At 33.8% G+C, this 19,147-nt stretch carries 14 protein-coding genes and 1 other annotated feature; of the genes, 3 read left to right on the top strand and 11 right to left on the bottom strand.

Annotated features, from left to right (window positions below; genetic code table 11):
• Window positions 1-22 precede the first annotated feature (22 nt).
• Complete coding sequence (locus tag LKACC16343_RS08215; RefSeq protein ID WP_056951236.1) at window positions 23-1,648, bottom strand: DUF6119 family protein; 1,626 nt, start codon at window positions 1,646-1,648, stop codon at window positions 23-25.
• Window positions 1,649-1,732: 84 nt separating this feature from the next.
• Window positions 1,733-3,175, bottom strand: coding sequence for an aminotransferase-like domain-containing protein (locus tag LKACC16343_RS08220; RefSeq protein ID WP_056951234.1), 1,443 nt, complete (start codon window positions 3,173-3,175; stop codon window positions 1,733-1,735).
• A gap of 124 nt (window positions 3,176-3,299) precedes the next feature.
• Here LKACC16343_RS08220 and LKACC16343_RS08225 point away from each other — a divergent pair, with 124 nt between their 5' ends.
• Window positions 3,300-3,914: a LysE/ArgO family amino acid transporter gene (locus tag LKACC16343_RS08225; protein WP_056951232.1), complete on the top strand. Its 615-nt coding sequence runs from the start codon at window positions 3,300-3,302 to the stop codon at window positions 3,912-3,914.
• Between the two features lie 222 nt (window positions 3,915-4,136).
• On the opposite strand, the gene LKACC16343_RS08230 is transcribed toward LKACC16343_RS08225, so the two are convergent.
• The 6 genes from LKACC16343_RS08230 to LKACC16343_RS08255 form a co-directional block, all read right to left on the bottom strand.
• Window positions 4,137-6,089 (bottom strand): hypothetical protein, encoded by a 1,953-nt coding sequence (locus LKACC16343_RS08230; RefSeq protein ID WP_056951230.1) that lies wholly within the window; start codon window positions 6,087-6,089, stop codon window positions 4,137-4,139.
• 178 nt (window positions 6,090-6,267) lie between these two features.
• The gene (locus LKACC16343_RS08235) at window positions 6,268-8,100 is read right to left on the bottom strand and encodes an ATP-binding protein (protein WP_056951228.1); all 1,833 of its coding nucleotides are present in this window, start codon (window positions 8,098-8,100) and stop codon (window positions 6,268-6,270) included.
• Window positions 8,093-9,229 (bottom strand): SIR2 family protein, encoded by a 1,137-nt coding sequence (locus LKACC16343_RS08240; protein ID WP_056951226.1) that lies wholly within the window; start codon window positions 9,227-9,229, stop codon window positions 8,093-8,095. Before LKACC16343_RS08240 ends, LKACC16343_RS08235 begins: the two co-directional genes overlap by 8 nt.
• Window positions 9,230-9,350: 121 nt before the next feature.
• On the bottom strand, window positions 9,351-11,132 hold the full coding sequence (locus LKACC16343_RS08245) for an ABC transporter ATP-binding protein (RefSeq protein WP_056951223.1): 1,782 nt from the start codon (window positions 11,130-11,132) through the stop codon (window positions 9,351-9,353).
• On the bottom strand, window positions 11,129-12,850 hold the full coding sequence (locus LKACC16343_RS08250; protein WP_056951221.1) for an ABC transporter ATP-binding protein: 1,722 nt from the start codon (window positions 12,848-12,850) through the stop codon (window positions 11,129-11,131). Before LKACC16343_RS08250 ends, LKACC16343_RS08245 begins: the two co-directional genes overlap by 4 nt.
• A 257-nt stretch (window positions 12,851-13,107) precedes the next feature.
• On the bottom strand, window positions 13,108-13,962 hold the full coding sequence (locus LKACC16343_RS08255; protein WP_056951219.1) for a LysR family transcriptional regulator: 855 nt from the start codon (window positions 13,960-13,962) through the stop codon (window positions 13,108-13,110).
• Between the two features lie 110 nt (window positions 13,963-14,072).
• Here LKACC16343_RS08255 and LKACC16343_RS08260 point away from each other — a divergent pair, with 110 nt between their 5' ends.
• Complete coding sequence (locus LKACC16343_RS08260; RefSeq protein ID WP_056951218.1) at window positions 14,073-14,558, top strand: GNAT family N-acetyltransferase; 486 nt, start codon at window positions 14,073-14,075, stop codon at window positions 14,556-14,558.
• 278 nt (window positions 14,559-14,836) lie between these two features.
• Window positions 14,837-15,087: a binding site (T-box leader), on the top strand.
• A gap of 78 nt (window positions 15,088-15,165) precedes the next feature.
• Window positions 15,166-16,173: an aspartate--ammonia ligase gene (gene asnA, locus LKACC16343_RS08265; protein ID WP_056951216.1), complete on the top strand. Its 1,008-nt coding sequence runs from the start codon at window positions 15,166-15,168 to the stop codon at window positions 16,171-16,173.
• Between the two features lie 149 nt (window positions 16,174-16,322).
• Here asnA and LKACC16343_RS08270 read toward each other — a convergent pair whose 3' ends face one another.
• From LKACC16343_RS08270 to LKACC16343_RS08280, 3 genes are all read right to left on the bottom strand, one after another.
• Window positions 16,323-17,129 (bottom strand): zinc ribbon domain-containing protein, encoded by an 807-nt coding sequence (locus LKACC16343_RS08270; protein WP_056951214.1) that lies wholly within the window; start codon window positions 17,127-17,129, stop codon window positions 16,323-16,325.
• Between the two features lie 51 nt (window positions 17,130-17,180).
• The gene (locus LKACC16343_RS08275) at window positions 17,181-18,182 is read right to left on the bottom strand and encodes a hypothetical protein (RefSeq protein ID WP_056951212.1); all 1,002 of its coding nucleotides are present in this window, start codon (window positions 18,180-18,182) and stop codon (window positions 17,181-17,183) included.
• Window positions 18,183-18,281: 99 nt separating this feature from the next.
• On the bottom strand, window positions 18,282-19,076 hold the full coding sequence (locus LKACC16343_RS08280) for an N-formylglutamate amidohydrolase (protein ID WP_056951210.1): 795 nt from the start codon (window positions 19,074-19,076) through the stop codon (window positions 18,282-18,284).
• Between the last annotated feature and the right edge of the window lie 71 nt (window positions 19,077-19,147).

Below are 19,147 nucleotides of genomic sequence, written 5' to 3' on the forward strand. Positions count from 1 at the left end.
TAGAATGTGGAAAACTGACACTTTATTTTTGTTTAACCCATGCTAATTCCACTTTGAATCCCATAGATCTCAACTCATTAATTGTTCGTGAGAAACTAATCATAGAAAAGAATGGTAATTCTTGTTTGTTTCTTATAATAACAAACACAATTGTTATTTTATTATTAGGAATATTTTTACTTAGAAAACCAGTCTTAAAAATTTGAGAATTTTTTTCAATCAATTCCTTCTCAATTTTTTCTCTGAACTTATCATCAACATTTTGCGACATCAATTGGGCAGGAACTATCGACTGCATAAATAGGTGACTTAACGTAGATGACGATTTACCAAATTTAACATAAAGAAATTTCCTATCACTTGTAACAATATCCGCTGGCTCAACACTACCTTTGCCTATATATCTGTTTCTATAACCTGTTAAATGTAATTCACATGCATTTCCAAGTTTATTAGTAGCCCTACTGTTATACTCCGTTTCATTCTCATTATTTCTTGACTCTGGTAAACAAAGATTAGATCGTTTTACTGAATCTAAGACATTTTTCATATCCGTATAGAAAGTATTGGAAACTTCAAACCATTCTCCATTAAATAAAATATATCTTTTCTTTAATTCTATTAATTCTAAAAATATGCACTTAAAAAGTCGTTCAGATCTTTTTTCCCCATTTTCTGAAACTGTAACCGTCACTTTACTAATTGTTTTTATTCTACTCAATACTGTTTTCGCGGTATGCTTGCGACTATTTATGTACAATCTTAATTTTTCTACCAAGGAGGCATCCATTGAATCTATTTTCTTGGATAGACCGCTCACATCCATATCAGATACTTCTACGAAATATGGATAAGCTATACCAAATTCTTCACCCTTCTCTATGCTTTGAACCATAGAATAATTTAATCTTTCAATTTCATTTTTATTAGTTACTTTGGAAAGTCTAGATATCCATTCTGAAACCTTGTCATCTGTCAAATAAGCATCTAAATAATATTTTAGATCCTCAGCAATCTCATTAGGCTTCATCATTCTCTTTGCTTTAAGTAAATTACCTAAACCTTCTATTTTTGTTTCAACAGCTCCATTTCGAAATACTCCGGATACGGAACTAGGAAATTCAGAATCACCACTTATCAGATCATTTATTCCCTCAGAACTATTTCCTACGATTTGTTTATTACTTTGAACAATGGCATCCGTTATCTGCATTGTGCTGACAGAGTCTATCATTCGATTACTTATTTTTTTTGCAGCAATATTCTTCCCAAAATCATTAATAATGGTATCCGAATTTAACAATGAATCTCCGTATCCAAAAGATATACTCATGAAATAATTGTCTCCATTTTTAGACATTATTTTCATTACGATGACTGCTTTAGAATAAAAATTATCGGGAATTTCATCACGTTTTCCAATCATATTTTCAAACAGTCCTTTCCACTTAGGTGTGGATTTCTGACGTAATAAGGCAAAAGCTTTGCCGTGTCCCATACCTTTAGAGCTCAATGAATATATTTTAATTTTGTCCCCCTCGCTACCATCCTTTTTATACTCATCTTTTAAAACGTTCTCATATTTAGTTACATTTTTCTTATGTAATCTGATAGAAACATCATACTTTCTCTTTTTATCTTCAACCATATTTATTCTCCCTTAATTACCAATTCAAAAACTATAATATTACAGAAACCCTTTCTAAAAAGAATATCTTCTAAACAAATTAAACTATATAAGCATTCTCAATTTCCCCATAGCCATACTAAACTCATCACAAGTAGTATAAGCAAAGGACAATCGAATAGACCGGTTCTTCTTAAAATCATAAATATCACCGGTATTCAAAAGTATCCCTTCATTCAAGGCTTTCTCAAACAAATCCTCAGCCTCAATATCATTCTTAAATGTTAACCAAATATAAAATCCACCAATAGGTTGATTCCAAGTGGCAATTCCCTGAAAATTATCTTCCAAAACTTTCAAAGCGTTATCGCGACGTTTCTTTAATTCTTTTTTTAAATTGATTAGATATTCATCATACAAACCGCTATTCAAAAATTCAGCGAATACCAATTGCGATAAGGAACTGGCTCCATAATCCATCTGCATCTTGGTATCTCCTAGTCTCTGGATAACTGGTTCAGATGCAATGACCCAACCAATCCTCAAGCCTGGTGCCAAAGCTTTTGAAGCACTGCCTAAATACATGACCATCCCGTTTTTATCCATAGCTTTCAAAGCGGTTGGTTGTTCGTCAAAACATAATTCCTGGTAGACTCCATCTTCTATGATTGGGAGTCTATTTTGTATACAAAATTCCATCAATTCGTGACGTCTGAAATCTGACATCGTGGTACCGGTAGGATTATGATTGGTCGGGATCGTGTACAAAACTGATTCCTTATCTTTCAAACGTTTCTCAATACGCCAATATTCCATCCCGTCTCTATCCATTGGTATACCGTCTAAATTCAAACCCATGGATTGGAATGTTTGGAGTGACTTCAAATAACTTGGTGCCTCAGTAAAAACGGTACTACCATCTTCCAATAGACATGAAGCAATCAGCTGTAAAGCTTGCAACGCACCGGAGGTAATCAAAATATTTTTCACTCCAACATTGATGCCTAATTTCTGCATATGTTTAGCAATCGCTGTTCGCAACTCTAACAAGCCTAAGGGTTCCGCATATCCCAAAGATGTGATTTCGGTACTCAATTTTTGCATGATTTCCGACCACATTTTTTTAGGAAAAAGTCGAGGGTCCAACTCCCCTGTTCCTAAACGAGTAATCTTAGGAGCAAATTCCCAATGATTGATCTGTTGGATACGACGCGTATTCTCTTGAAAATAGCCGGCAGAAATATATTTTTTCCAATTTAAAGCTGTTGGCAACATCAATGACCAAGTATTACTGATAATTTGAGTCCCGGCACCATGCTTACCAGAAATTATTCCATATGAAGTCAATTCATCAATAGCGGTTGAAATGGTACTCCGATTCACGTGAAACATTTTGGCTAAATCCCGCTGTGACGGCAATCTAGTGCCGATTTGCCATTGTCCACTGGCAACTTTATCACAAACATATTTAACAATTTGGCGATAAATTGGTACTGAACTTTTTTTGTCTGGTTGCCAATCAATTACGACAGGAAATTCTCTTCGCATTTGTTTCTCCTTTGGTTGGGTTTATAAAAATAACTTGGTTGGTTACTATTTTTAAAAACACTTATATAATCATTATTATGCTTAAATTATAAACCATAATTTGGTTGGCAAGGGAGGTAAAATTATGAACTTTTTTCTACAAGGACTAACTATGGGATTCGCGATTGAAGCGCCGATTGGTTTAGCAAATTTATTTGTGATCAATAATGCGTTAACTCAATCACGCCGTCGTTCATATATTGCTGCCTTTTTTGTGGCTTTCTTTGACATTGCTCTATCAATCGCCTGCTTCTTTGGTATTGGAGCAATCATGAAGCAATTTGAATGGCTTAAAATTGCTATTCTTCTTTTCGGAAGTTTAATCGTAATTTATATGGGGATTAATCTTTTGCGTGCTGAAACTTCTGAAATTGGCAGTAAAGATACTGAATTAACCATGTTCAAAACCATTTCAACAGCTTTTGTCATGATTTGGTTCAATCCACAAGCAATCATTGATGGATCACTGATGTTGGGGGCTTTTCAAGTCACATTACCAGTCAATAGTTATCCAATCTTCATTGGCGGTGTCGTCATCGCTTCATTTGTTTGGTTTATCGGTTTGAATCTAGTCATCGCTAAGTTTAAAGATAAATTCAACGCTAAAGTTTTACGGACTATCAATATGGTTTGCGGCGCTGTTATCATTCTTTACGGTTTGAAATTGTTCTACAACTTCATTACATTGATAATTCATTAAGTCTTTTGGACTTAAAACAAATAAAAGCGGGTAATCGTATTTCGATTACCCGCTTTATTTTTGCTTTTATTTAATGAATGGCCAATGTTCTATGCAATATAGTGGAAACGCGTTCCACAAGCCAGATTCCTGTGCTTTGCCTGACTTCACGAACCGTCTGCTACGCAGCCAATTCGCAAAGTCCTGCAAATGCTCAGAATCTAAGCGACTTGTTCCACGCTCTTATTTAATTGATTCGACTAGTGACCACTCCAATTGTGTAGTGTAATTACCAGCATCATGGACACCATCACCGATATACAATTTAGGTCCTTCGTGATCTTGCCAAGCAACTGAATCAAGTGTTTGTCCGGTAGTTGTTTCAGAAACTAAAGTTCCATTTTCATTCAAGACTTGATAACTACCATCTCGTTGATAATAGCGCATCTCGGAATTCAATTCTTTCTCATCAGATTTAAAAGGCTCTCTCTGTGATAAATATAAAGTTAAAGCCTGTTTATTCCGACGTTTGTCGACTACTTCCAAATGACTGTTTTCCATTTTACTCCTGTCGATTAAGGAATTTTCCGTATACGAATTAATTGTTTTATAACTCCAATCATTCGCTTGTAAATTAATACTGTTGTCCGCAAAATTCAATTGCAAACTTTGGGCTGGTATATACTGTCCTAACAAATTACCACTAGTGTCATATCCGTTCGCACTCACAGTGGAGTTGAACGACAAGGCCTCATTTTTCCCAACGGTTGAATTGATTTCAATTGCGAATTCCTTTGTAATTACAAAATTTAAATTACGTAAAGTCAAAATTGTCCCTTGATTATTATTTGGATCAGCGACATTCGTATAATCTGTAAAATTTTGATTATTCACTTTAACATTATCGATCACCGAACTCTTAGGTAACTTAATTTGGATTTCAGCTCTCGTTAAAACCGAGTTCAGATTGCCATCTTTGATATTGATTCGATGAACTATCTTATCGTTTTCAGCGACGTTATTTATTGTTGTATTTTCACTATTGTGATCCTCGTAACTACTATTAAAAATAGTATTATTGACAGAAACGTCAGGAACGACATTTTTTCTAACCGTTAAGTTAGCTTTATTAGTAGTAACGGTTGTCGTACTATCACCACTTGTCACGGTTACAACTGCATAGTACTTAGTTCCATTGTCAGTAGCGTAGACAGTATTAGCCGTCGTATAAGTCAGCACGTCACTATTACTATTAGTCACAACTGTATCTTTTCCCGCAGCATCAACTTTGTGCCAAACAACATTAGTGGGCTTCTCATCGAAAGTTCCCTGAATTGTAAAGTTGGCTTTCTTACCCTCATCAACAGTTTGGTCATCCAGACCACCACCAATTTTAATATCAACATACCCACCAACACTAGTACCGTTACTGTTGGTCATTGTTCCCGTCACCCGTACTGTTCCTGACTTACCAGTAGTATTAGCTGTTACTAAGCCTGTTCTGCTATCAACAGTAGCTAAACTAGTATCACTAACTTTCCAAGTAATATTTCCTGTCGAATCAATTGGAGTTGGCGTTCCCGTTACGTAAGTTGTCATAGCGCTAGATTGATTATTGTACAAATATTTATCATTAGCTGTTACATCCAAAGCTGTAGCGTTAATAGGACTTGGAAAAGTTGTTATGAAAGCTACTTTTGAATAAACGATAGTATCCAACAATCCTGGAACTAGGCCATACCAGCGCGTCATCTGTTGATAATAGACCGTTCCCACTTTAGTTGGTGTTACCGTTAACTCTTTGGTTGTTTGTGACATTTGAGTCCAAGTCTGACCATCAGTAGATTGGTACCAAGTATAATGTGGACTTGATAGCAGGCCTAATAAGGCATCCACAACTGAACGACCAGAATCGGTATATAAAGTTTTAGAATTATTGACGTACGTGTATTGATTTTCTGGCTGTAAATTATATCCCGAAGACAGCCAAATAAATAACAGAATTATCGGGTCAGCTGTTGGCGTACGATACGGAGTTACCGCTGCCTTTGCAGTAGTTACCGTAGGTATCACCTTCGATATTATTTTATTTTCAGGAGCGCTTTTATCAAAATTCGATTGATCAAAACTCATCGCGGTAAAAATCAGCATTATACTAAAAAGAACACTAATTAGGATTTGACGTTTTCGTTTCATCTCCCTTACCTCTTAACCTTTTCTCAAGTTTACGGGTTTCCAGTAAAAAAGGCACTTTTATACTCTATCCCAAAATAAATAGCCAGTAACTTTTTTCGAGTTACTGGCTATTTTTTAATTTACACGATCGTAATTTACAAATAACATATTCAAAATATAGAATTCTATGAATAAATACCTAATTATTTTTATTTAAAGACCATAATCTAGTCAAATTTGCACTATTACTATTTGGGGATAATTTATCCATAAGTTTATCTACTTTTACCACAACTGGTAATTCAAAATTTATGCCTGTAAAAACTGCTGAACCTGCAGACAATGTAGGTATGGACTGTCTAGAAATCATATCTAAAGAATTTAGAGAATTATCCAACATTTCTAAATCATTTTGATTCACAAGTCTATGAATAATATAATTGTGCATTTGTGACACAATCGTTTGAGATATATCTGCCGGACGTTGACTAGATATAGTTAAATAAAATCCAAATTTACGTCCTTCTTTTACTATTTCTTCAAAAACATCCAACCTATAATCACGCCATTCCTTTCTTTCTCTATTGGAAGACGTTGATAAAATATTATGTGCCTCATCAATAATTAAATGTGTTGTACTTTTTAATTCCGTATTTCCATCATTATTTTCTTTTTGATTTTTATAGGATTGTCTTGCAACAATCAAAGGTACAATTAATTTAATTTCTTTATTAACATTTCTAAGAGATATTATTTTAATATTATTTTCATTGACATATTCATCGCTTACCTTCACAACTTTGCAAAACATATTTTCTTTTGATTCTACCCTACTAAGAAAATAGCTTATATACTCATACTGGCTATTTCCATATTTTAATTTAAATATCATTTCAAGATACAATAGAATCATTAATAAATTTAGAGGTTCTACTTCACGCTTTAGATTCTGTGCAAATTTTGATTCAAATTTTGCTATGAGATCATCCCTATTTAATTTATTCACATAACTTCCATTACGCATGTAATATTGGGAATATTTATTATTCCAATTACTATCCAATAATTCCTCTAATTCTGATCCCTTCTCGAATTCAATATGTAATATTGCCAAAATTTTATTTAATAATGGTTGTGTTCTTGCATCCATATGAGTACTAAAATATGTATTTTTTAATCCTTCAGTTAAATAATGTATAAGCTTTTTATTATTGAAATGTTTTCCTGGCTTAAAGAAATTCAAGGTTGCCCTTAAAAAAGGTTCTTGTGTTTGAGACGTTGCTGAAAACAAAACCGATAAAAATTCAGCATCCCAAAATTCTGTATTGGATAATATTAGTTTATCCTGACCATTTATCTTTTTAGTGTTCAAATTTAGTACAGATTTATTCTGCGAAAAAATCTCATTTGAAGTATATTCCCCATTAAAATCTATGAAAATAAACTTTGACTTTTTTAAAGATATCTCATTATTTTCATCCTTTTTAAATAATTCCGTATATATTTTAGTCAAAGTATTTGATTTACCACTACCAGTATTACCGAATATCGCAAAATGTGTATTAAATAGATGACTCCAGTCCAATGAAAACGGAACTTTATCAGGTACAGTGTAACCTATATTCAATTGGTAATCTGAATTAACATTATTCCCAATAATCATCTTTATCTCATCGTCTGAAAGCAAAACAATTTCAGAAAATATTTGTGGAAATCCGTATATTCCTTGTATAAATTTCTTGTTTCTGAAATTACCTATTATATTAATATTCACTTCTCTGATATATCTATTCAAACTAAATTCTTGGTCATTTGGATCTTTGCTTTTATCATCGGCAAATTCTCTAGTAACTTTTCCTACTAATTTATAAGGTCCATTTACAATACCCACATATTGACCTATTCCAACACCTCTATAAACTTGATTATTTTTGAAATATGTCATCATATTTGTATTCTGGTACATTCGTGCTCTAACATAGTTTCCTTTAATTTCAATAACACTACCAACCGTTATATCATCATTAATCATCGTATTCCCCACTTAAAAGACTATTGAATACATCAAAATCACCATTTTTAAAATTCTTTTTTTCATCAAATTCCGTAATAAACTCAACATTTTTAAAATTTGACATCTTTTCCTTTATAAATTCTATATCCTCTTCCGAATATGGAATTACAAAGATTTTTAATTCTGGATTATATTGTGCACGATGAATAATATCCAATATATGTTCATCCTTAAAAGAAAAACCAAAGACTATAAGAACAGTTTCTTTTTTTTCCAATTCGTTGGAAAATGCCCTGAGCATTTGATAATAATAGTTTTCAAAAACCGTTTCTGCAAATTTTCTTTTTGTTGGATTAACTATTAACAATTCTTTGTATGAATCACCAAATTTCTCTAATTTATTTTTTTCATCTCCTGATAAGGAAATATTATTCAGATATTGGACAGGATCTTTACTAGTGTTCAATTCTCTTTCTAATCTTTCAACATTCATAGACTGAAATCTTAGTTCACTCACATAATTACCAATATTCATTATTTCATTCTTTTTTTCATTAGAAAAATCTGAAACAATAGATTTTTTAATTTTTTTCCACGTTAACGATCCATGTATTTTATAAAGATTTATAGAAGGTATCTCACGTCTAAAATAATCTGATGCACCACTATGTATATAATTGAAATAATAATTTTTATAGTTCACTACCCTTGTGAAGAATCCAGAGGATCCATCATTAAACTTTATTAGTGGATTTATTAGTGCCAATTCATCAAATGCATTCTCAAAAAAAGTATCATAATTGGTGGTAAATATATTTACCCTTTTGGGTTGCTCAAATCCACCCATATTTGCGATATTCACTACATTTTCAATAAAATTTTTATAATTCTCAATAGTATTTTTTAAATTATTGTCTTCATTTTCAATATCTTTTATAACCAACCCTTCTTTTACAGATTTATCAAAAAATAGAGCCATGAGTATCAATTTTTCATATTTATCTTCACATTCAGTATATACATCTTCTAAACTTTTTCCCGAGTTTTCCATTTCCAAAGTATTCAACCATGTAGAACTTGCTCCAGCCCCAATTAAAAAATTTATTTTTTTCCCAACAATCTCTTCTAAAAACTTTTTGTTTTCCATAAAAATTCCTTTTAATAATATTTAACTTAATCAATCCTATCATTTTAAATCTATCACACGAATTTAAATAAAAAAACTCTTCAGATTTAAATTTCAAATCTAAAAAGTTTTTTTACGTAATTTAATCTGTAACCATTTGATTATGATAAAGTCCGGCATAGAAACCATCCCCTGCCAACAATTTATCATGATTACCTTGTTCAATAATCGCACCATCTTTTAGAACAACAATCTTATCGGCGTTCAAAATTGTCTTCAAACGGTGGGCAATAACGAAACTAGTCCGGCCTTGAATAACACGATCCATTGCCGCTTGAATGTTGGCTTCCGTAACAGTATCAACATTTGAAGTGGCTTCATCCAAAATCAATAATTGTGGGTTAGTCAAAATTGTTCTAGCAATCGACATCAATTGTTTCTGACCAGCTGAGAAAATACTCTGCTCATCAGATACTTCTGTTTCATAACCCTTAGGCAAACTAGCAATAAACTCATGAATATTAGCTTGTTTAGCAGCATCAATAACACGTTCCATACTTGCATCAGGATCACCGAATCGAATATTGTCCGCAATCGTTCCTGAGAATAATTGTGGATCTTGTAAGACGATACCAACATTCTTTCGCAGTTCTTTCAAAGAAAACTCACGAATATCAGTCCCATCAATCGTAATTGCTCCACTGTCCACATCATAGAAACGATTCAAAAGGTTCATAACAGTTGTCTTACCGGAACCTGTTGGTCCAACTAAAGCCACCATTTCACCCTTATGTACTGAAATTGAAACACCATGTAAAATTTCTTTACCTGGTAAATAACTAAAGTGAACATCATCAATCTGCAATTCATTTTTAATTCCAACCAATGATTTACCGTCAGCGGGTTGAACTTCATCTGGTTGACTTCTAACTTCATCAACACGACGAGCACCTGTAATAGCCAATTGAATCATCCCGTACAAACTAGTCAACGACATGATTGGTTGGTAATACTGTTGCGCATAGTTAACGAAGACGACGACTAAGGCCAAAGCTGCTCCAGTTGATAAAGTTCCATTCAAAGCAAACCATGAACCGAAGAAAATAACGATGGCCGTGTTCAACAAGGACATCCCTTGCATCAATGGATTCAAAACACCTGACCAAATTTGACCAGACATAGCTGATTGACGAACTTTTTGATTATGTTTTCTAAATCCGGCAATTGAATCTTTTTGTAAACCATTAGTGATAATAACCTTTTGAGCGGTAACTTGTTCATTAATATAACCGTTCATCTTACCAATATCATCTTGTTGATGGTTAACCGCCACGCCAGCTTTTTTCATAACAACTGCCGCAATAATTAAAGCTACCGGAGTAGAACCCATCGTTACCCAGGCCATTGTCACATTCTGATCAAACATGACAATCAGGATACCGATAAATTGGGCGACGGATAAGAAAATCTCGATCAAAGCCTGATTCATCGCATTAAAAATGTTATCCAAATCAGAAGTGTAACGTGCCAAGATATCCCCATCACTGTGAGAATCGAAATATTGTACCTGCATTCGTTGCATCTTACGGAATAACCCAACACGCATCGTACCAGTTGAATAAGCCGTAATTCTAGCTAAAATCATACTGGCAATAAATAAAGTACTGGCATCACCTAGATATAATCCTAAGTAAACCCACAAAGTTTTATGGAAAGAACCTAGATTGGCATCACCACGAGCAGCAGTATTCGTCCACTGTTGCAAGTAAGTTGTTAACTCAGAAACTGCACGTCCCAGATAAGTTGGAGCAATAACAATACATGCGGTTGAAATACCGATCAGTATTGCCGTCATGAGAAAGCCAAACCAGTATTTCTTCAAATAGTGCCAATAGTATTTCCCTGCGTTTTTTAAATCCCTCATGACTTTGCCCCCTCTCTAGCCTTTTGTGTACGATAAATTTCTTGATATACCGAATTATGAGCTACTAATTCTTTGTGATTACCATTTCCGACAATGTGACCACTATCCATAACTAAAATTCGATCTGCTCGTAAAATTGAAGAGATCTTTTCGGCAATCACTACTGTAGTAGTCTTAGTTAAATCTCTATCCAAAGCTTCCTGAACCAGTTTTTCAGATTTTGCATCCAAAGCTGATGTCGCATCATCCAAAATTAAAATCTTTGGTTGTGCAATAACACCACGAGTAATTGACAATCTTTGTTTTTGACCACCGGAGAAGTTAGAAGAACGTTCTTCAACTGGTGCATCATAAGTTAAAGGCAAACGCTCAATAAATTCAGAAGCTTGTGCAACGTTAGCTGCCCACTGCATTTGATTTGGTGTGGCATCTTCTTTAACTTGGCGCAAATTGGCTGAAATAGTTCCCGAGAACAATGTCGAACGCTGTAAAACGTAAGCAACTGTTTCTCGTAAAGACTTTTCAGAAAGCTGACGAACATCAACTCCACCAACTTTGATCGTACCAGAGTCGGGATCATACAAACGGGCAATTAATTGAGCTAATGTCGTCTTACCAGATCCAGTCGCACCAACGATACCAATCATTTCACCGGCTTTAACTTTAAAACTAATATCCTTCAATGTTGGTGCATCATCACCAGGATAAGTAAAGGTTACATGATTAAATTCAATATCCCCTTCGACCGGATCAGAATTACCCTCAACGTATGACATACTAGGGTCAGTTCCCATAACTTCACCGATACGTCCTAATGAAATATTAGCTCTAGAAGCCGCAATCATTAAGAAGCCACCATTGATAACTGCAAATAGAATTTGCATTAAATAAGAAATAAAACTAGTAATCGCAGCTAAGTAAGTAGGATGAACTGTTAAATTTTGTCCAACTAGATAAACAGCTAAAACCACGGCAATATTGGCCGTTAAGAAGAAAGCTGGCATCAAAATGGCAAAAGTATAACCAATTTTGGCTGTAACTTTCGTCAAACTATCTGAAGCAGTCGAAAACTTCTTAATTTCATGCGGCTCTTGCACAAATGACTTAACAACACGAATACCCATCAAATTCTCACGAGCAACCGTATTAACATCTTCAATATCTTGTTGTGTTTCCGCAAAATAACTACTCATCTTTTTGTATGTGTACAAACTAACCGCTATGACAATAATCATCATACCAATCAAGACCCACCACTGTTGTGGCATTGTTATCATGGCTAAAATAAAGGCTCCAATAAATAGCAATGGAATCCGACTCACTTGTTGAAAAGTGGCCATAACAATTTGTTGAACCTGGTTAATATCATTTGTCATTCTAACAACTAAGTTCGACGCCGAGAACTTTTCTACATCTGCATAGGCAAATGACTGCACCTTATCATACAGATCCGAACGCAAATCAGTCGCTACACCTAAGGCGACGTGAGCCGAATAAATCGTATTGATGACCCCGGCAATAATTCCGACTATCGCCAAAATAATCAAAACTATTCCTTGTTGAAAAATAGTATTTTTGTCACCTTTCAAAATTGCATTCATAATTACTTGCAACAATCGTGGTTGCCAAAGCGTCGCAAATACTAAAGCTATAACTGAGATAAGCGCAATATAAACATCTTTTCGATAGCGCTTGATATATGGCATTAATACTTTCATTAATTTCCCCCCTTTTGTTTAGTTCCAATCCAGTAAAAAAAAACAAGACACTTAGTAGCACTGGCTACCTAGCATCTTGTCCAGCCTCAAAAACAGACCCTCCGATGATTCTTCAGTTGAATTAAAACGTTAGTAGCTAATATTACAATGAATAAATATTAAATTCAAGCATCTTCCTTAATAATATAAAAAATGCCTCACAATTACCAAAATTTTAATCAGTAATTGTAAGGCATCATTAACAATATTTTTTCTATCTAAAACATTTGAATAAATTCAGAAATCAAATTAGATTTTTCTTTATAATTTCTAGTCAACAAATGGGCGTGAACGTGATTCACAATATCAGTTTTAATGACTCGTAACTTCTGATTCTTTATTTCACTTTCTACCATTGTTAATGGTAAATAACTGAATCCTAATCCATTAACCACTGCCGCTTTGATAGCCGCAATACTATCTAAACTAGTTGTTCTAAATTGACGTTGATGTTGCTGCCAAACAGCAGTTTCAAATTGATTGCGATAACTACACTCTGGTTCATTAATGATAAATTGGGCGTTTTGGTCATCAAGTATTTTTTGAAATGAAACTTTACTATCAGTTGGCACTACTAAAACCATTTCTTGTTCGCCCAAATCATGATCGATCAGTTTCTTACTAGGACGACTAGGCCACATCATAAAAGCTACATCCACTTCACCACGCAACAATGTTTCTTCATTATGTAAACAAGTCGCATTCTGCAATTCAATTTGAACCTGAGGATATTTCTGTTTAAATTGCCTCAACATCGGTGCCACCATAGAGATAGTTAATGATTCTGGTGCTGCAATTTTTAAAATTCCTGTCTGTTCTGCTTCTTGATTCCAAGTCTTGATTTCAGAAAAATTCTCTAACGTCTTCGTCACCAATGGTAGAAGTTCTATTCCAGTTTGCGTGATTATGACCTGTCGCTTTTGGTATTCGAATAATTTAGTTCCTAATTCTGCTTCTAAATTTTTGATCTGCATTGAAACATTCGACTGTGTATAACCTAATAATTCAGCTGCCTTTGAAAAATTGCGTGTCTCCGAGATCATTTTAAAAGTGGTTAACTCACGTACATCCATAATTTTGTCCTAACTATCAATTATTTTGATAACATATATTCTTAATATCAATTATACATATTAAGAATCTCATATTACAATTGAACCATCATTAAGAAATGAGGCTTTCCATGCAAATAATTCCTTATCAAAATAATCCTAAGAATCAAGCTCAGTTAGTCGATTTAATTAATTATTGTCAAAACATCGAAGCCAAGTTAGATATCAAAATGGCTGAACAGGACGATATTTTTCAAATTCCAACCTACTATCAAAAAAATGGCGGTAACTTTTGGATTGCTTTAGATGACAATCAAATCGTAGGCTCCATTGCTTTTTTGCCCTTAGACAATAAAACTGCAGTCCTAAAAAAATTCTTCACTTATCCGAAGTATCGTGGTCAACCTCACCATTTAGGTGCCCAACTTTATCAAACTTTATTGACTCATGCTAAACTAAAGTCATTCCAACGTATTGTTTTGGATACACCAGAAAAAGAAGAACGTTCACACTATTTTTATGAAAAACAAGGCTTTCAACAGGTTGCTTCAGAAAATTTTCACGCCGACTATCCCTATCCTGACCGTGATTCCAGAGTATATGTTCTAACTATTTAACCAAATTTTGAACGTCATCAACTAATTTTTGAGACATTTCTAAACTCTGATGTATATCATTCACTACTTTGGAATATCCTTCTAGCAATTCCTTTGACTTAGGGTGATTGGGATAGGTTTGGTAGGCCAACTGTAAATCTAAAATTTTAGATATTTGAAAAGTTAATTTTTACAATTTCTCTACATTAGAGCAATTCTAATTAGTCACTCTAAAATTAGTTTTTATCAAATTTTTATTTTACATTTTCAAATTTAATGCTAATATAAGTGTCACAAGATAAAAAACGACAAGAAAGAAGAGTAAGTTTTTCCACACTGACAGTGAATTGGGAATGGTGAGAACCCAACTAGTAAATGGAATCGCTGAATAACACTTTCTTATGTTTCTGGCTGAAATGACTACGTCAAAGTAAGTACAGACGTTAACCGGTACGTTACCATCGGTGGAGCATGTTTGTGCTCTTATTGAGGTGGTCTATTTTTATATAGGCAACTTGGGTGGTACCGCGAAAAGTCTTTCGTCCCAGTTATTATTAATTTAATAACTAGGATGAAAGACTTTTTTATTTTGCATAAAAGGAATCAACAATCAATTGGAGGACTCAAAATGGACTTAATTATACCTAAGGATTACGATCCAAAACTATCTGTTAAAGAAACTCAAAAAGCTATTCAATATATTCGTGAAACTTTTCAAGATGAATTCGGTAAAGAATTAAATTTATCCCGTTTATCCGCACCAATGATGGTCGAAAAAGGTACTGGTTTGAACGATAACCTTAATGGTGTCGAATCACCTGTTTCCTTTACGATGAAAGGGATTCCTGGTGAAACTATCGAAATCGTTCACTCACTAGCAAAATGGAAGCGTCTAGCTTTGAAACGTTACCACTTCGACATGCATGAGGGTATTTACACTAACATGAATGCCATCAGAAAAGATGAAGACCTCGATAACATCCATTCAATTTACGTTGACCAATGGGATTGGGAAAAAATCATCGCTAAAGATGAACGCACAACTGAAACTTTGGAAAATACTGTTAAACAAATTTTCAAAGTTATCAAACATATGGAACACGAAGTTTGGTATAAGTTCCCTAAAGCAGTCCATCATCTACCTGACGAAATTCACTTCGTTACAACTCAAGAACTAGAAGACCGCTGGCCTGACAAGACACCTAAGGAACGTGAAGATGCCATCTGTAAAGAATACGGTGCCGTCTTCTTAATGCAAATCGGTGGACCTATGAAGAGTGGTAAACGTCATGACGGCCGTGCCCCTGATTATGATGACTGGAAATTAAACGGTGATATCTTGTTCTGGTATGAGCCTTTGCAACACGCCCTTGAAATTTCAAGTATGGGTATCCGTGTTTCTGAAGAATCAATGAAGGAACAATTAAAGATGGCTCACGCTGAAGATCGTGCCAAATTACCATTCCATCAAGCCTTATTGAAAGGTGAATTACCATACACTATCGGTGGTGGTATCGGACAATCACGTCTTTGCATGTTACTACTTGGTAAAGCTCACGTCGGTGAAGTTCAAGCCGCAGTTTGGCCTGAAGACTTACGTAAGAAATGTGATGAGAACGGCATTCACTTGCTATAAAAATTATCGAAATTAAATACTACTAACTAAACTCTTTGATAAATACGTAAAAATAAAAGGCAACATCTATTAGATATTCAAAGTATAAACATACTTGAATCTTCTAATAGATGTTGCTTTTTTAATAAAATCTCAAAAAATTTTTGGTCTTAAAGCAAGTTCTTAATAATTTCTACATATCTAAGAATCATTGAACGAGCTGTTATCATGAAAATAATAGAAACAACCACATTGCTAGCAAATAAAGTAATAATAGCAACATAGATTTTATCTAATTTAGCTTGTGCTTTAGTTACTACAATCGAACCAATATAAGCCACAGCACTAATACTTGAAAGTATCATCATAAAGACTATCAAAAGTATAAATGAACTCGTACTTGAAACCAACAAGAAAAGAACCAAAAGTAATTGCACAATCATTATTGAATTTCCATAACTACCTAGTTGATTAGTGTAATTGAAAATAGTCGTATCTTTATCAATCATATATTTCTTACATACAAATCCAATCAAGATAAATACTGCATAATAAACTAGAACCATTAGAAAGAGTTGGAAATAAAGTTTAAAGCCAGTTGGAACTCCAGCATTTGAAAGGTTCGGATAATATCTTGATACTTCATTGATAGCTGATTCCGCACCAGCAAAGACTTTACCTATAATTGAGTAAAAAGCAAACGATGCTAATAGAACACTAATTACAATAGAAACTACTCCAAAGTATTTATTACTATTGTCGACTTCAGAAGGTTTAGAAATTGATTTCTTATACCAAGAAAAATAATTTAACGAATGACTTTTAATACTAGCAATTGTTTCACTATTGTTTGCCTTATTTAATCTGGACGCCGTTGTCGAATTATTTTCTATACTTCCATCAACTGGTGCCCCACATTTTCCACAGAACTTAACTCCCGGTTGAAGATCTGCTCCACAGTTTTTACATTTTTCCATAAAATCCCCCTAGATTTTAATTCTCATTGATTTTTAAACTTGTTTTCTATCTTAATTACCATAAATTTGATGATACTTTGCGTTAGCCTCTTCAGCTAATTCAACTTCTGGTCTCATTTCACTCATACCATAATAAATATTATTATCATCACCTAAGAAATACATATCCATTGCCATACCAGCATCTGGAGCGACTGTATACTTGGCATTGACGGTCTTTTCTGGTGTCACATCATCACTAGATCCTAGTGCAGCTTGGTAATCATCATTACTGTAAACTTTAAATTCATCAACCTGACCGTTTCCGTTAAATGCATTAGTTTTTCCTTGAATAAAGTTATACTGCATCATAAATTTCTCAAAATCTTGAGCACTATTGATTTTGTCAGCGTTCTTCTGCATTGAGGATTCAACCCTTTGAACGTTGAATTTACTAATAATATTTTCATAGGTTAAATTTGAATCCTTTCCATCCTTATTAATTGAATCCATATTCATGTTATTAAGATTATTGGTTAAAGGCTTCAAATAATTCTGATTACCATCATTAACGTACTGCAATCTAACTGTACTTGGCATTGATGGCCCAGTAACGCTCTGGTAACTAAACTTATCTAATTCCAAAGCATATCCCGTATAAGCCTTGGACTGATTAGCAATATTCAAAGTAATAGTTTTGGAATTAGAATCATATTCATAAGTTCCTTGCATAACTATGAAATTTTCTTCCTCACTTGATTGATTATCTGCATTTGTACTTACTGGATTAGTATATTTCCAGATATATTGATTTCCTTTAAAGAAAATACCCGAAATAGAATCAATCCAAGATGTCGCAAATCTCTGATTTGAAAAGGCCGTACTAGTATTATCAGTTTTACTGCTTATGGTCTTCTTTGTTGCCTTTTTAACAGTCTTCTTTTTATGATTGGCTTTCACAACTTTATGTGTCTTGACCTTTGAATCACTAGCCTGACTTTGTTTATGATTACCACAGCCAATCAAAGTCAAAGTTACTAATAGTGTCGCGATTAAACCCCATGTTTTCTTCATTTTTTATCCCCCTATTTATCAGTCTAATTTTATAAAATAGGTACGACGTTATTTGTCGTTTTCAGGCAAAAATAAAAAATCACCTATAAAAAGTGATTTTTATTTGGATAAAATATAATTAAGTAATTCCATAAAAATGCTTTGTAAACTATTCTTAGCTGTTGTGAATGTACCCACATCAACTCCCGACAGTTCTTCCTCACCAAAATAACGATTTTCAATATACATATGATAAGCTAGCTCAATTTGCATCGATTCTACACGTGGATTCTGACCGTAATGTGGTGTGATATAGCCACCTGTGAATGGATGATTATTGGAAACTGAATAACCTTTTTGATTGAATTGTTCCGTCATAAATTGACGTAATTTAATATCAGAAGTCGTATCAAAACGATTACTCAACACAATATCATCAGTCTTGACGTCTTCATGTGGATATTCTGCAAAACTGTGGAGATCGAACAAATATACTTTTTCAAACTTCTCTAGTTTATGATCAATTAATTTTTTCAATTGTTGATGATATGGCTTGTAAAAAGTTTCAATCCGTTGAGATATTTGATCTGGTGTTAACAAATCTTGATAAATGTCCTTGCCGAAAGTCGTTTTACTATAAACTACCTCGTAACGATAATCACCATTCTGATCAATCATGGTAAGGTCTCGATTTGGATCTGCCATATAGCGATGCACATTATTTTGTAAAGTGGTGAATCCACTTTGTGGTAGAAACTCGTATAAATCTGGTAAAAACCAATCAACGTTAGGTAAAAGTCGATCTGGAATAATCTCTTTTTGAATTTCAGCAGGAATTTGTGTCCCACTGTGTGGTAGATCGATAATAATCGGTAATTCATCAATTCCTTCATTGTAGACTGTGAAGTTCTCCATCAGTTCTTCCCCTCTTCTTTATTTTATTAGACTACCATTTTTGTAAAATAGAAACTTGTTTTTACTATTCT

The organism is Companilactobacillus bobalius, from assembly GCF_002179915.1.
In the GTDB taxonomy this organism is placed as follows: Bacteria; Bacillota; Bacilli; order Lactobacillales; family Lactobacillaceae; genus Companilactobacillus; species Companilactobacillus bobalius.

Coding starts and splice junctions, on each gene's coding strand:
- LKACC16343_RS08250 (WP_056951221.1), bottom strand. CDS start 12,850: ATGAAAGTATTAATGCCATATATCAAGCGCTATCGAAAAGATGTTTAT.
- LKACC16343_RS08235 (WP_056951228.1), bottom strand. CDS start 8,100: ATGATTAATGATGATATAACGGTTGGTAGTGTTATTGAAATTAAAGGA.
- LKACC16343_RS08280 (WP_056951210.1), bottom strand. CDS start 19,076: ATGGAGAACTTCACAGTCTACAATGAAGGAATTGATGAATTACCGATT.
- LKACC16343_RS08220 (WP_056951234.1), bottom strand. CDS start 3,175: ATGCGAAGAGAATTTCCTGTCGTAATTGATTGGCAACCAGACAAAAAA.
- LKACC16343_RS08255 (WP_056951219.1), bottom strand. CDS start 13,962: ATGGATGTACGTGAGTTAACCACTTTTAAAATGATCTCGGAGACACGC.
- LKACC16343_RS08240 (WP_056951226.1), bottom strand. CDS start 9,229: ATGGAAAACAAAAAGTTTTTAGAAGAGATTGTTGGGAAAAAAATAAAT.
- LKACC16343_RS08260 (WP_056951218.1), top strand. CDS start 14,073: ATGCAAATAATTCCTTATCAAAATAATCCTAAGAATCAAGCTCAGTTA.
- LKACC16343_RS08245 (WP_056951223.1), bottom strand. CDS start 11,132: ATGAGGGATTTAAAAAACGCAGGGAAATACTATTGGCACTATTTGAAG.
- LKACC16343_RS08225 (WP_056951232.1), top strand. CDS start 3,300: ATGAACTTTTTTCTACAAGGACTAACTATGGGATTCGCGATTGAAGCG.
- LKACC16343_RS08230 (WP_056951230.1), bottom strand. CDS start 6,089: ATGAAACGAAAACGTCAAATCCTAATTAGTGTTCTTTTTAGTATAATG.
- LKACC16343_RS08215 (WP_056951236.1), bottom strand. CDS start 1,648: ATGGTTGAAGATAAAAAGAGAAAGTATGATGTTTCTATCAGATTACAT.
- LKACC16343_RS08270 (WP_056951214.1), bottom strand. CDS start 17,129: ATGGAAAAATGTAAAAACTGTGGAGCAGATCTTCAACCGGGAGTTAAG.
- LKACC16343_RS08275 (WP_056951212.1), bottom strand. CDS start 18,182: ATGAAGAAAACATGGGGTTTAATCGCGACACTATTAGTAACTTTGACT.
- asnA (WP_056951216.1), top strand. CDS start 15,166: ATGGACTTAATTATACCTAAGGATTACGATCCAAAACTATCTGTTAAA.